The sequence below is a fragment of the Bradyrhizobium quebecense genome, assembly GCF_013373795.3.
Lineage (GTDB): Bacteria > Pseudomonadota > Alphaproteobacteria > Rhizobiales > Xanthobacteraceae > Bradyrhizobium > Bradyrhizobium quebecense.
Genome location: NZ_CP088022.1, coordinates 199,884 through 211,923 on the forward strand (window position 1 = coordinate 199,884; position 12,040 = coordinate 211,923).

General features: G+C 62.6%; 15 protein-coding genes. 8 read left to right on the forward strand and 7 right to left on the reverse strand.

Going from position 1 to position 12,040, the window contains the following annotated elements:
* Nucleotides 1–2 precede the first annotated feature (2 nt).
* The 3 genes from HU230_RS01090 to ccoS are packed head-to-tail and all read left to right on the forward strand — an operon-like array spanning nucleotide 3 to nucleotide 2,868.
* A complete protein-coding gene (locus HU230_RS01090; RefSeq protein WP_176533344.1) occupies nucleotides 3–503 on the forward strand; it encodes a FixH family protein in 501 nt (166 codons plus the stop codon).
* A gap of 11 nt (nucleotides 504–514) precedes the next feature.
* Entirely contained in the window at nucleotides 515–2,701 is a 2,187-nt protein-coding gene (locus HU230_RS01095; RefSeq protein ID WP_176533343.1) for a heavy metal translocating P-type ATPase, read from the forward strand.
* Nucleotides 2,701–2,868 carry a cbb3-type cytochrome oxidase assembly protein CcoS gene (gene ccoS, locus HU230_RS01100; RefSeq protein ID WP_176533342.1) on the forward strand — a complete coding sequence of 56 codons (168 nt, stop codon included), beginning with the start codon at nucleotides 2,701–2,703 and terminating at the stop codon, nucleotides 2,866–2,868. The genes HU230_RS01095 and ccoS overlap by 1 nt, the downstream gene beginning before the upstream one ends.
* On the opposite strand, the gene HU230_RS01105 is transcribed toward ccoS, so the two are convergent.
* Entirely contained in the window at nucleotides 2,850–3,026 is a 177-nt protein-coding gene (locus HU230_RS01105; RefSeq protein ID WP_176533341.1) for a hypothetical protein, read from the reverse strand. The two genes, ccoS and HU230_RS01105, sit on opposite strands and share 19 nt — an antisense overlap.
* A gap of 2 nt (nucleotides 3,027–3,028) precedes the next feature.
* On the reverse strand, nucleotides 3,029–3,274 hold the full coding sequence (locus HU230_RS01110; protein WP_176533340.1) for a hypothetical protein: 246 nt from the start codon (nucleotides 3,272–3,274) through the stop codon (nucleotides 3,029–3,031).
* A 105-nt stretch (nucleotides 3,275–3,379) separates the two neighbouring features.
* On the opposite strand from HU230_RS01110, the gene HU230_RS01115 reads away from it, so the two are divergent.
* Both HU230_RS01115 and HU230_RS01120 read left to right on the forward strand, forming a co-directional pair.
* On the forward strand, nucleotides 3,380–3,706 hold the full coding sequence (locus tag HU230_RS01115; protein ID WP_176528446.1) for a hypothetical protein: 327 nt from the start codon (nucleotides 3,380–3,382) through the stop codon (nucleotides 3,704–3,706).
* A 55-nt stretch (nucleotides 3,707–3,761) separates the two neighbouring features.
* Nucleotides 3,762–5,105 (forward strand): NRAMP family divalent metal transporter, encoded by a 1,344-nt coding sequence (locus HU230_RS01120; RefSeq protein WP_176533339.1) that lies wholly within the window; start codon nucleotides 3,762–3,764, stop codon nucleotides 5,103–5,105.
* Between the two features lie 324 nt (nucleotides 5,106–5,429).
* Here HU230_RS01120 and HU230_RS01125 read toward each other — a convergent pair whose 3' ends face one another.
* Nucleotides 5,430–5,714: a hypothetical protein gene (locus tag HU230_RS01125; RefSeq protein ID WP_176533338.1), complete on the reverse strand. Its 285-nt coding sequence runs from the start codon at nucleotides 5,712–5,714 to the stop codon at nucleotides 5,430–5,432.
* Between the two features lie 184 nt (nucleotides 5,715–5,898).
* Here HU230_RS01125 and HU230_RS01130 point away from each other — a divergent pair, with 184 nt between their 5' ends.
* From HU230_RS01130 to HU230_RS01140, 3 genes are all read left to right on the forward strand, one after another.
* Complete coding sequence (locus tag HU230_RS01130; protein WP_224942839.1) at nucleotides 5,899–6,378, forward strand: MarR family winged helix-turn-helix transcriptional regulator; 480 nt, start codon at nucleotides 5,899–5,901, stop codon at nucleotides 6,376–6,378.
* 9 nt (nucleotides 6,379–6,387) lie between these two features.
* Nucleotides 6,388–7,335 (forward strand): AraC family transcriptional regulator, encoded by a 948-nt coding sequence (locus tag HU230_RS01135; protein ID WP_176533337.1) that lies wholly within the window; start codon nucleotides 6,388–6,390, stop codon nucleotides 7,333–7,335.
* Between the two features lie 104 nt (nucleotides 7,336–7,439).
* A complete protein-coding gene (locus HU230_RS01140; RefSeq protein ID WP_224942842.1) occupies nucleotides 7,440–7,769 on the forward strand; it encodes a fumarylacetoacetate hydrolase family protein in 330 nt (109 codons plus the stop codon).
* 369 nt (nucleotides 7,770–8,138) lie between these two features.
* On the opposite strand, the gene HU230_RS01145 is transcribed toward HU230_RS01140, so the two are convergent.
* From HU230_RS01145 to HU230_RS01160, 4 genes are all read right to left on the reverse strand, one after another.
* The gene (locus HU230_RS01145; protein WP_210284296.1) at nucleotides 8,139–9,080 is read right to left on the reverse strand and encodes an oxidoreductase; all 942 of its coding nucleotides are present in this window, start codon (nucleotides 9,078–9,080) and stop codon (nucleotides 8,139–8,141) included.
* Between the two features lie 87 nt (nucleotides 9,081–9,167).
* Nucleotides 9,168–10,100 (reverse strand): sugar-binding protein, encoded by a 933-nt coding sequence (locus tag HU230_RS01150; protein WP_176533336.1) that lies wholly within the window; start codon nucleotides 10,098–10,100, stop codon nucleotides 9,168–9,170.
* A gap of 92 nt (nucleotides 10,101–10,192) precedes the next feature.
* Nucleotides 10,193–11,275: an ABC transporter permease gene (locus HU230_RS01155; RefSeq protein WP_176533335.1), complete on the reverse strand. Its 1,083-nt coding sequence runs from the start codon at nucleotides 11,273–11,275 to the stop codon at nucleotides 10,193–10,195.
* Nucleotides 11,275–12,039, reverse strand: a complete 765-nt coding sequence (locus HU230_RS01160; protein ID WP_176533334.1) for an ATP-binding cassette domain-containing protein — start codon at nucleotides 12,037–12,039, stop codon at nucleotides 11,275–11,277. The genes HU230_RS01155 and HU230_RS01160 overlap by 1 nt, the downstream gene beginning before the upstream one ends.
* Between the last annotated feature and the right edge of the window lies 1 nt (nucleotide 12,040).

Below are 12,040 nucleotides of genomic sequence, written 5' to 3' on the forward strand. Positions count from 1 at the left end.
CCATGGCAGCCTCAAGTTCAGTCGCGCGACCCATCACCGGACGTTTCGTCCTGATCACGACGATCGCGTTCTTCGCCGTCGTCATCAGCGTGAACATAGTCATGATGCGCCTCGCCATCACGACTCTTCCGGGCACTGAAGTCGACAGTGCCTACAGTGCCAGCCTCGCCTATCAGCGCGAGATCGACGCAGCCAGGCAGCAGAACGAGCGCGACTGGCAGGTCCAGGCGCATATCGATCGGCGGCCTGATGGAAGTGCCGCAATTGCACTTGAGGCACGCGATCACGCCGGCGCGCCTCTTACGGCATTGAATTTCCTCGCTCGGCTCGAACGACCAATCGATCGTCGCGCCGATCGGGCGATCGAGATCAGTGAGACCGGCCCCGGCAGCTATCGCGGCCGCGCCGAGGGCGTCGCCGCGGGGCAGTGGGACCTCGTGATCGAGGGCGACGCGGATGGCCGCCGCATGTTCCTGTCGAAGAACCGAATCCTCCTGAACTGAGGGCGCATCTCATGCAGGCGGATATCGATTTCTCTCATTATCTGAAGAACGCGGGCACCGGGCTCATCCATCTCGATCTCGCAGTCGAGGGCATCAATTGCGCGGGCTGCATGGCCAAGATCGAGCGCAATTTGTCGGCCATACCGGACGTCACCTCGGCCCGCGTGAACCTGACCGACAGCCGCCTAGCGCTGGAGTGGAAGGCGGGTACCCTTGATCCGGCGCTGTTCGTAAGCCGGCTCGCGGAGCTCGGCTTCAAGGCCTATCCGTTCGAACGCGACGATGCCGAAACGCTGGAAGCGCAGCGGGCACAAGGCCTGTTGCGCCGGCTTGGCGTCGCCGCCTTTGCGGCGATGAACGTCATGATGCTGTCGATCCCCGTATGGTCCGGCAACGTCTCCGACATGCTGCCCGAGCAACGCGACTTCTTCCACTGGCTGTCGGCATTGATCGTGCTGCCGGCTGCAGCCTATTCGGCGCAGCCTTTCTTTTCGTCGGCGCTGTCGGCCCTGCGAGCGCGCGGCGTCAACATGGACGTTCCGATCAGTATCGGTATCGTGCTCGCGCTGGCAACCTCGGTGATCGAGACGATAAATCACGCCGAACATGCCTATTTCGATGCCGCGATCATGCTGATCGCTTTCCTGCTCGCCGGTCGCTACCTCGATCAGAACATGCGACGGCGTACTCGAGCCTTTGCCGGTAACCTCGCGGCGCTGAAGGCGGAGACCGCGACGAAGTTCATTAGCGCAACCGAGATCAGAACGGTCCCGGCAGCTGCGATCCGCCCCGGCGACATCGTGCTGCTGCGGCCCGGCGAGCGCTGCGCGGTCGACGGCAATGTGATCGAGGGCCGCTCGGAGGTCGATCAGAGCCTGATTACGGGCGAAACCTTGCCGGCGATGGCGGCGCCTGGCAGCGCCGTGTTCGCGGGGACGCTGATCCGTTCCGGCACATTGCGCGTCCGCGCGTCGGCGGCCTCGGGTGGCACGTTGCTGGATGAGATATCCCGGCTGCTCGATCACGCGCTGCAGGCGCGCTCGCGCTATCTGCGTCTCGCCGAGCGGGCGTCGCGGCTCTATGCGCCGGTCGTGCACGCAACGGCGTTTCTGACGCTGCTGGGCTGGCTTGCCTATGGCGCCACCTTCCATGATTCGATCGTGACGGCGATTGCGGTCCTGATCATCACCTGTCCCTGCGCGCTGGGGCTCGCCATTCCGGCCGTGCAGACCGTTGCATCCGGTACGCTGTTTGGCTCGGGCGTGCTGCTCAACGCCGGCGATGCGATCGAACGCATCGCCGAGGTGGACCGGGTGATCTTTGACAAGACCGGCACGCTGACGCTGCCCGAGCTCGATGTCACCAATTTCGCAAGCATTCCCGACGACGTCATCGAGCTTGCCGGCCGGCTGGCCCTGTCGAGCCGTCACCCGGTCGCGGCCGCCGTGGCGCGCGCGGCCGGCGCCGCCGCGCCGCTGCCCGGTATCGAGGAAGATCCGGGGCAGGGCGTCCACGGCTACCATCAGGGTCACCCGATCCGGCTTGGCCGGCCGTCGTTCTGCGGTGCCGACAGCCTCGCCAACGAGCTTCTGCATCGCGACCCTGAGGCCTCCGTCGTCGCATTCAGCCATGGCGATACCAGGCACGTCTTCGCCGTTCGCCAGAAGCTGCGGGCCGACGCGGCTGACGTTGTCTCGGGTCTGGAACGGCTCGGCCTGGCGGTCGAGATCGTTTCCGGGGACCGCGAACCCGCCGTTCGACTCGCGGCCGAGACGCTCGGCATCCATGAATGGCGCGCCGGGGTTTCTCCGGTCGACAAGATCGCCCGGATCGAGGAACTGGCGCGTCAGGGCTGCAAGGTGCTGATGGTCGGTGACGGCCTCAACGATGCCCCGGCGCTAGCTGCGGCGCATGCCTCGATGTCGCCGGTTAGTGCGACCCACGTGAGCCAGGCGGTCGCGGATGCGGTCTTTCTCGGCGAGCGCCTCGCGCCGGTGCGGACAGCGATCGTGGTCTCGCGCAAGGCGCTGCGCTTGATGCGGCAGAATCTCTGGCTTGCCGTGGTCTACAACGTTATTGCGGTTCCGATCGCGATCGCAGGCTTGGTGACGCCGCTCATCGCAGCCGCGGCGATGTCCGGCTCGTCGGTGCTGGTCATGCTCAACGCGATGAGGGCGCGGGGGCGGGGGACGGTCTGATGGAAGTCCTGGTCTATCTGGTTCCGCTCGCCCTTGCGCTCGGCTTCGTCGGCCTGCTGGGCTTTCTATGGTCACTGAAGAGCGGCCAGTATGACGATCTCGATGGCGCGGCGTGGCGCGCCATTGCCGACGACGAACCCGCGAACGATCAGGGCCCGTCCAAATAGTGAAAATAGACCAGCGAGACTGCCGAGGCGACAGTCAGCGCCGTGCTGGCGAGCGCCAGGATCAGCGTCCAGTCGGGACGCCGCTGCGACGGAGAAGCACGTGACCGCAGCAGCAGCAGCACCGCGACCAGCCGATTGATGGCGGCAAGGCGTGGCATGGTCAGCAACAACTCATCGGCGGGACGTCGGGCTGCCAGTAGCGCCAGTGGGTCGGCGCCATCGCAATGGGCTGCAGGGTCGCGGCATCGAACCATCCGCCGCCATGCTTGAGACAGGGGAAGCCTAGCCTGTGCTGTTCGACGTCGATCACGGCAATCTCGACCGCGCAGTCGACCGGGGCGGTCGCGATGTCCCGCCACCCGAAAAGGGTGAGCCAGCGGAACAGTGAGGGGAATGTTCGACGCATGCCGCGAAGCCTCTGACTAGAACAATCAATCATCGCACCCTCGATCGCCGATGCATTGATGTGGCTCAACCGAGAGTAGGTTGGCAGCAAGGAGGTCGACGTTGCTTGATACAGCTCAACCCGGTCACCGGGAATGCGGCCCATGTTGAAGAGGGTTGGAAGACGGGAGTTTTCATGATCGAGAGTTCTGGACGTGTCAAAGAGCCGTCTCATTTGCCGAAGCAGCTCGCGCACGAGACCGCTGTGGTCGGGCGACAACGGAAGCGCCTGGACGACGTAGACTATTGGCAGTCACGCGCGGAGCGGACGAGGCGACAGGCCTGCCGATATCGTGATCAAGCCATCCGCGATCCTTTCATGAAGATTGCTGCCGGATATGACGAGCTTGCCCGATCGGCGCGCAATGTGCGCGACGGCACAGAGACGATATAAGTCGATTACCGGAAACGCGGCGTATTCTGGAAATGACCGGAACACAGGAACTACTATGGTTGAACCGATCGAGGCGCAGGTTGCCGGGTGCTTGGCCGATGCGCCTCGATGCGACGCGGATTTGCCCAGAAGATCCAATACTGTCTGGGCGCGCCTGAAGGACCATCCGCTATCGCGCCTTGGTCCAGGCCTTATCACCGGCGTGGCCGATGACGATCCGAGCGGCATCGCCACCTACTCCCAGGCTGGCGCCCAGTTTGGGCTGAACATGCTCTGGACGATGCCGTTGGCATTTCCGCTAATGGCGGCGATTCAGTCCATGTGCGGAAGGATCGGGCGGGTTACCGGCTTAGGCCTGGCCGCCAACATCAAGACGGCGTTTCCGCCCATTGTACTCAAGGGCGTCGTGCTGCTCCTGTTGATCGCAAACATCCTCAATATCGGAGCCGATGTCGCGGCCATGGGTGAAGTCGGCGAGTTCGTCACCGGCGTCGACCGGCACGCGATGGCTGTCGTCTTTGTCGTTGCGACGCTGCTGCTTCAGATATTGGTGCCGTATCACCGCTACGTCTTCTTCCTGAAGTGGCTGACGCTCTCGTTGCTGGCCTACGCCGCGGTGCTGTTCACGGTCCACGTCCCCTGGGGCGAAGTGGCGTTACGAAGCGTATGGCCGCAATTGCAGCTGAACTCGGACACGGCCGCCGTCGTCGTCGGCGTCTTCGGGACCACCATCAGTCCCTACCTTTTCTTCTGGCAGGCTTCCGAGGAGGTGGAGGACATGCTTGCGAACGGCGGCACTTCGCTGATGCAGGATCCCGCCAGCGCACCGAAAGAGTTGCAACGGATCCAATGGGACACCTGGAGCGGAATGTTCTATTCCGACATCACCGCCTATTTCATCATCCTGGCGACCGCCGTTACGCTGCATGTGGCGGGAATCACCAACATCGAGACCGCGGCGCAGGCGGCCAGCGCGCTGCGGCCGCTCGCCGGAGATTTCGCCTTCATCCTCTTTGCCATTGGCATCATCGGCGTCGGCCTGATCGGCGTGCCGGTCCTCGCGGGCTCGGCGGCGTATGCGCTCGCCGAAGCCATGGGCTGGAAGGAAGGTCTCGAGAGAAAGGCACGAGACGCGCGCGGATTCTACGGCGTGATCGCGGTCAGCGTCATCGCCGGGTTGCTCATCCAATATTCTCCGATCAGTCCGATGAAGGCGCTGTTCTGGAGTGCCGTCATCAACGGGGTCGTCGCCGTGCCCCTGATGGTCGTGATCATCTTGCTCGCCTCCAAACCTTCGGTCATGGGTCCGCACACCTCGGGCCGGTCGATCATCGTCCTCGGCTGGATTGCGACATTCGTGATGGGGCTGGCAGCCATTTTGATGTTCTTGCCAGGGTAGTCCGACGAGGCGCGCGAGCTAGTTAGCTTCTTTGGAGCGTCGAGCAGAAGTGCAAGCGAAGACCTCTCCGCTCGACGCACTCAAACGATGCGTAAGCGACGCAGCGTGCATCGCAGCCCGGCAGGATGTATCCTGCCAGGCTGCGTCATCGGCGTTCCCGAGGGCAGATCGGGCCGCTCAATGATCGGTGATCGCCGTCGCCTCCGATGCTCATCGGAATGTCGAGTTTTCTTTTTAGGTGTCCAATGATCGTCAGCATCGCGGTAGCAATCGGATGAGCAGCGGGAGTGCGACGCTCTCCGAGCCGAACCGGGCGGCCAGCGCTCAGATATCGCCGAGTCTGCACCAGGCGAGGTCGATCAGCGTACCGATCCGCGTGGATTGGGCCTGTAATTGTTTACGGTTCTCCAGATTTTCGATCTTTCCGATCACGATGGATGTTCGCGCATGAGTGATCTGAAGAGCGAAAACCGCCTCTTGTAGCGCCTCGCGCGCTTTATGCCGGTGAACACTCCAAAGCTCAAACGGATCGATCGGCGCTGCTCGGCATGCCAGCGACGGCGCGGGGCGGTGACGCTTACGTCGATCGAGGTTCGCGATGTCCGGCATGGTGGTTCTCCCTTGGCGTGTGCTCGGTGTCGATGTCCTTTCGGGGGATATTGAGTGCACCGTCTTAATTGCTTGATCAATACGATTATCGGAATCCGGCAAATTGCGGGAATTTCGTGATTAACCTTCCGAAAACGGCATATGCCGATAAATTACCAGTATATGCATATAACGTAGGTGCTCAATGAAGCAGGTTGTGTCGCCAATGCCCGAGGAACTAGCCGTGGTGGGTAGTTGCTGCGCTGCATTCAATGTTCGGAAGGCAAGCCGCGTGATCACCCGGCTTTACGCCGAGGCCTTCGCGCCGATCGGGGTGGAGCCAACGCAATTTATGCTGCTCGTTGCCTGTGCGCGGCAAGAGACTGTGACCATGGGAGCACTTGCGGGGAGGATGTCGATGGACCCAAGCGCGCTTGCACGCAACATCACGATTCTTGAACGTCGCGGTCTGGTGAGGATCGCGCCCGGAGCGGACCGTCGCGTGCGCGACATCTCTATCTCCGCGAAAGGCAGGAAGACCTTGTCCCGCGCGCTACCACGCTGGAGGGAAGTACAGACGAGGCTGGCCGAACGATTCGGCGAAGACAGCTTCCGGTCAGCGGTCGAACTGATGAAGGGAATTGCGCGCGCGGGCGAGGCCCTGCTGGATCATCCGCTTTCGTAGGAGGTCACGATGCCCGTCCGCTGGCTCGATCCGTCGCCGGTGCTGCGTGTCGAGCGTTTCAACAGTTTCGACGAATTCCGTCCCAACGATGTTATCGGCGGAATGAGGAGCACGCCGCTGGATTCCTCGCCCATCTCGGTCTCGCGGAGCATTCTGGCGCTCCCCGACTGCCTTCTCGTGCTGCAGCGATCATTCGCCAGGCGGATGGAGGGAGATCTCGGCGCAAATCGCGGGGTTGGGGTCGTCATCCCCCTGGCCTTTCACGCGACGATGAACGGAAACGCGGTCGGCGATTCTACGATCGGAGTCATCCGCGGCCGAGCACCCGTCGATGTCGTCGAACGACATGCAAATACCTACCTCATGCTGCGCTTCGGCTCCGACATGCGCAATCGCGGATGGGCCGACTTCGAGAGCGGAATCGAGCTGTTCTGGCTGACACCGGCGAAGATGCTGGCGATACGATCGGCGATTCTGGACATGTTTTGCCTGGCGTCCAGCTGTAGGGAGCTCAGGGAGTTCGAACTGTTGAGCGGGCAGCTGCAGGAAACGCTTATAGCCGGGCTCGACAACGCTCTGGTCGAGGACAGCGTCAAGCGGGCACTGCCCGGCTCGTTCGACCGGCATCGGAAGCTGGTCGAGCACCTGGATGAACTGGTGGCCACGGTCGGAGAGGCCGACCTCTACAGCGCTAGTCTCGCGCAGACGCTCGGCGTTTCCGTTCGTACGCTCCAGACCGCCGTGCAGCACGTCTGTGGCGTTAGCCTGCATCAACATTTGCGGTCGAAACGCATGTGGTCGGTCCGCAAGCTCCTCGTCAAAGGCGGCCCGCTCCTTACCGTGACCGCGGCGGCGCGGGCCAACGGCTTCTGGCATCTGAGCGATTTCGCGAGATGTTACGGCCGCGCATACGGCGAGATGCCGTCGGAGACTCTCGCGCGGGTGCGAGGGGCCTAGTTCGCGACAGCGTCGTATTCACACTTAGGTCAGCGCTCGACGCCGCGTATCCCGCCATCGAAGTGGTCGACACGCGTCTTGAGAATTGGAGGAATAGCGCTGCCTTGGCTCAGCTTGCGGATTTGCAGAGCCACGGCGCGTTACTGCTCGGACCAGCCTCGACAGTTAGCCTTCCCTCCGTCGATTTGAGGGGCGTCGAGGCGCATCTCTCCGTGGGGGACGAGATCAGCCGGCAAACGACGGGAGGCAATCCGGCAGGCGATATCTGGCGTCTGCTGCGCTGGCTCATTCGCCATTGTGCGGACCGAGGCGTGCCTCTTTCACCGGGCCACATCGTCACAACCGGCTCGTGCACCGGCATGGTCTTCGCAAAAGAACGCACCAGCGCCCGTGCGCGCTTGGCGGATCTCGGCGAGGTTGCAGTCGACCTCTGAGAAACGATGCTTCCTTGGTCTGCATTACCCGGTTCAGTCAACTTTGGGCAGCCAACGGCTTCACCAAAATTGCGCGCGAGGAGATCTTCTGGCTCACAACACTCGTATCGCCTACCGGCGTTGATCATTCGCCGGTAAAAGCCGGACATTGACCATGACTGAGATCAGGATCCTCAAGCACCAACGGCCTCCTTCGTGCGCAAGATTGGAGAAGATATCGCAGGTAGGGTTGGTGTGTGGAAAAGCGGTAGCGTTCCCCCGCTACCAATCGTACGATTTTGCACGCTAATCTACGATTTTCTGCGATTTCTTGCGCTCGGTGTTAGCGCCCGGACTTACCCAATTTCCTCCTGCCGCCACCTGGAAGCGCTATTCTCCTCGAGCGATTTCCTCGTCAATGGACGCTAGGCTCGGATAGTCGAGATACCCTTTATCCGACCCGCCATAGATCCCGATCGGCTGTGGCGAGTTGTAGGGACCGCCGGCTCGTATCCGCGCCGGGAGGTCAGGATTGGCGAGAAAGAGGCGGCCGAACGCGACCGCGTCAGCCTCGCCGGAATTGACGATGTCGGCGGCACGCTCGGGGGTGATGCCGGCATTGACGATGAGCGGTCCGCGATAGTGCTCGCGGAAGATCGCCAGCATTCGTTCGTAATTCGGCGCTCCGGTCCACGCGTTGGTGTCCGCAAGGTGCAGACAGGCGAGCCCCGCGGTCTGTAGCCAGGGCGCGAGCCGACCATAGGTATCTTCCGGCTTCGGGTCCCGCGTGCTGTTGTAATCGGCGAAGGGCGACAGCCGCAGTCCTATCCGTGATCGCGGCACGACGTCGGAAATCGCCGCAACAATTTCGACGAGCAGTCTGGAGCGCGCTTCGATGCTTCCGCCATAGTCATCGGTTCGCAGATTGATCGTCGGTGAGAGAAACTGGTGAACCAGATAGCCGTTGGCGCCGTGAATCTCCACACCGTCAAACCCGGCGCGAACGGCGTTGGCCGCCGCCCGTCGAAATTCGCCCACGACGGCCTCAATCTCCGCGGTGGTCATCGCACGCGACGACGTGGCCGCGACGCGCACATAGGCGCCGTTGGCAAGCAGTGCCCATACCTGCAGCCGATCCAGATCGTCATTTACGCCTGACGGTGACAGTGGTTGTCTGTTGGACAACAGACCGCGCGCGCTCGCGCGGCCGGCATGCCAGAGCTGCGCGATAATCCGGCCCCCTTGCTTGTGGATCCGCTCGACGACCGCTTTCCAGCCCTCGGTCTGCGCGTCGGTCCACAGGCCCGGCGTTCGATCAAAGGCGTTGGACATCGGTCCTACATTGATGCCCTCGCTGACTGTGCGCCGAGCCGCAATTTTCCACGAAGAGGCGACGCCGCCTCCGGGCTGCGCACGCTGCTACTTCAGCATCGCCGCGACGTTGTCCTTTGTCACGACGTCGAGACCGGTGTGGATGATCTCCGGCACCTTCTGGCCCTTCTTGATGGCAAGCAGCGTATCCATCGCTTTCTCGCCCATCTCGAACGGACGCTGGCCGATCAGTGCGTTGACATAGCCCTCGTTCAGAAGTTCAAGCTGCATCTTGAGGGTATCGGCCACGACGAGCGTGAACTTGCCGGCGTCGAGGTCCTTCTTGCTCTTGCTGGCGAACGCCTTGAAGCCTTCCGGGGCGAACATCGGCCAGCCGCCGACCGGGATGATCGCCGCGAGATCGGGAACAGCGGTGCGCAGATCGGTCATCTGCTGAACACCCAGCGCGGGGTCGTCGTTGCAGAACGTCGGCGATCCCCCCACTTCGGTCCACTTCGAGCCTTTGAGCGCTTCCCGGACGCCATCGACGCGTTCGGCCAGATTCTTCGCACCCGGCCCGCCGGAGACCATCGCGTACTTGCCGCCATCGGGCCGGAGCTTCAGCAACTGCTTGCCGAGCGCGACGCCGAACTCCTTGTTGTCGGTGCCGATATAGCCAATCCGCTTCGAGCCCGGCGCATCCGCGTCAAACGTGATGACGGGAATGCCGGCCGCATTTGCCGCCTCGATCGACTTGGTCATGGCCGCGACATCGGCCACCGAGATGGCCAGGCCGTCCACCTTCTGGGTGATGAAATCCTGGATGATCTGCGCTTGCGTCGCCGGCTCGTGCTCGACGGGACCCTTGTAGATGCATTCGATGTTACCGAGTTCCTTGGCGCGCTTCTGGCAACCGTCGCGCGCGAAATCGAAGAACGGATTGTTCATCGCCTTGGGCACGATCACGAATTTGTAGCTCTGGGCAAAGCCGGGCGTCGCCATCATGGCGAGGACCGCAGCGGCAAGAAGTGCCTTCTTCATTGTTTCCCTCCACATTTTTTGTGCCTATCTCTTGAAATCAGCGGCTCCCGAAGGCGGATAGGCGGACATTATGATCCTCCGGGACGAACTCTTCAGGCCATGCGCGAGCGAAGACGATCGACCAGCACCGCTGCGATGATGATCACGCCCACCAAGGTCTGCTGCCAGTAGGAGTTGATCTGCGCGAGCACGAGGCCGTTGCGGATCACCTCGAGCAGCACGCAGCCGACGATCGCCCCGAGCGGGCCGCCGGCGCCGCCGGCGAGATTGGCGCCGCCGATGACGGCGGCTGCAATCACGTTGAGCTCGTAGGACGTCGCCATGTTTGCCGGCGCCGATCCCAGCCAGCCCGAGATGATGATGCCCTGCAGACCCGCGGCGAGCGCGCAGATCACATAGATCTCGATCTTCACCCGTACGACCGGAATGCCGGTCAGCGCGGCCGCCTTCTCGTTGCCGCCGACGGCAAAGACGTGGCGGCCGAAACCGGTGTGGTGGAGCACGATCGCCATCGCCACCGCAAGAACCACGAGATAGATGAACGGCGCCGGCATGCCGAATACGACGCCGGATGTCAGCGCGTAGAGATAATCGGCTTCGGGGCCGCTGGGAAAGCTGCCGCGGCCGTTGGAGACGACGTAACCGAGGCCGCGCACGATCGACAGCATGCCGAGCGTGGTGACGAAAGGCGACAGCCCGAGCACTGCGATGCAGAAGCCATTGACGAGACCGACGATCAGCGCGACGCCGAGTCCTGCCAGGATTGAGACGAGCAGGATCAAGCCGGGCATATTTGCGATCACGGTTTTGCCGTCGTCGGCCAGATGCACGAACCACTCCGCGCCGGGCATGCCCGGCGTCGAGATTTGGGTCATGACCATTGAGGTGATCATCGCGGAAAAGCACATCACCGAGCCCACCGAGAGATCGATGCCGCCCGTGATGATGACGAAGGTCACGCCGAGCGTGGCGATGGCGATGAAGGAAAAGTTCTTCGCCACATTCTGCATATTGCCTTCGGTGAGGAAGTAGGGGCTGGCGAAGTTCATCACCACGAACAGCGCCACCAGCGCGAGCAGGACGTACCCGGTTTGCGAGGCAAACAAGCCGCTCTGCCACCATTTGGTCTTGCCGACATTGGTGAAGGTGATGGGAGATTCCAGGGGCGTGGTCATTACGCAGCCTCTCTCGCTCCCGTGATGAGGGAGGTGACTTCCTCGGGGCTGGTGTCGCCGATCGCCTTGTCGGCACGTTTTTCGCCGCGGCGCATCACCACGACGCGGTCACAGACCGCGAACACGTCGGGCATGCGGTGCGAGATCAGCATTACCGCGACGCCCTGTTCCTTCAGGCGATGGATCAGGCTCAGCACCTGCTCGACCTGGCGGACCGAGATCGCGGCCGTCGGTTCGTCCATCATCACGAGCTTGGCATTGGACAGCCGAGTCCGTGCGATCGCGACCGCCTGACGCTGGCCGCCCGACATCTGCTTAACGAGATCGTGCGGTCGGGTCTCCGAACGCAGCTCGCCGAACAGCTCCAGCGCACGGGCTGCCATCGCCTTGTGGTCGAGAAACGCGAACGGACCAAGCTTGCGCTTGAGCTCACGGCCGAGGAAGACATTGGCCGCTGCCGTGAGATTGTCGGCGAGCGCGAGGTCCTGATAGACCACTTCGATTCCGACCGTGCGGGCATCGATCGGCCGGGCGAAATGAACCGGGTTGCCGTCAAAGCGGATCTCGCCGTGACTTGGCGGGAAGTTGCCGGCGATGATCTTGACGAGCGTCGACTTGCCGGCGCCGTTGTCTCCCATCAGGCCGACCACCTCGCCGGGAGAAACGCGCAGGTCGACGCCATGCAACGCGCGAATGGCGCCGAACTCCTTGCCGATGCCTTTCAGCTCCAGGACGGCCAGCCCGGCGTCGTGAGGGGTTACCATG

Bases quoted from the DNA above. Each gene is read 5' to 3' on its own strand.
- HU230_RS01125 (WP_176533338.1), bottom strand. From the start codon at position 5,714: ATGCCGGACATCGCGAACCTCGATCGACGTAAGCGTCACCGCCCCGCG.
- HU230_RS01095 (WP_176533343.1), top strand. From the start codon at position 515: ATGCAGGCGGATATCGATTTCTCTCATTATCTGAAGAACGCGGGCACC.
- HU230_RS01105 (WP_176533341.1), bottom strand. From the start codon at position 3,026: ATGCCACGCCTTGCCGCCATCAATCGGCTGGTCGCGGTGCTGCTGCTG.
- HU230_RS01120 (WP_176533339.1), top strand. From the start codon at position 3,762: ATGGTTGAACCGATCGAGGCGCAGGTTGCCGGGTGCTTGGCCGATGCG.
- HU230_RS01130 (WP_224942839.1), top strand. From the start codon at position 5,899: ATGAAGCAGGTTGTGTCGCCAATGCCCGAGGAACTAGCCGTGGTGGGT.
- HU230_RS01135 (WP_176533337.1), top strand. From the start codon at position 6,388: ATGCCCGTCCGCTGGCTCGATCCGTCGCCGGTGCTGCGTGTCGAGCGT.
- HU230_RS01160 (WP_176533334.1), bottom strand. From the start codon at position 12,039: ATGGTAACCCCTCACGACGCCGGGCTGGCCGTCCTGGAGCTGAAAGGC.
- HU230_RS01090 (WP_176533344.1), top strand. From the start codon at position 3: ATGGCAGCCTCAAGTTCAGTCGCGCGACCCATCACCGGACGTTTCGTC.
- HU230_RS01110 (WP_176533340.1), bottom strand. From the start codon at position 3,274: ATGCGTCGAACATTCCCCTCACTGTTCCGCTGGCTCACCCTTTTCGGG.
- HU230_RS01155 (WP_176533335.1), bottom strand. From the start codon at position 11,275: ATGACCACGCCCCTGGAATCTCCCATCACCTTCACCAATGTCGGCAAG.
- ccoS (WP_176533342.1), top strand. From the start codon at position 2,701: ATGGAAGTCCTGGTCTATCTGGTTCCGCTCGCCCTTGCGCTCGGCTTC.
- HU230_RS01150 (WP_176533336.1), bottom strand. From the start codon at position 10,100: ATGAAGAAGGCACTTCTTGCCGCTGCGGTCCTCGCCATGATGGCGACG.
- HU230_RS01145 (WP_210284296.1), bottom strand. From the start codon at position 9,080: ATGTCCAACGCCTTTGATCGAACGCCGGGCCTGTGGACCGACGCGCAG.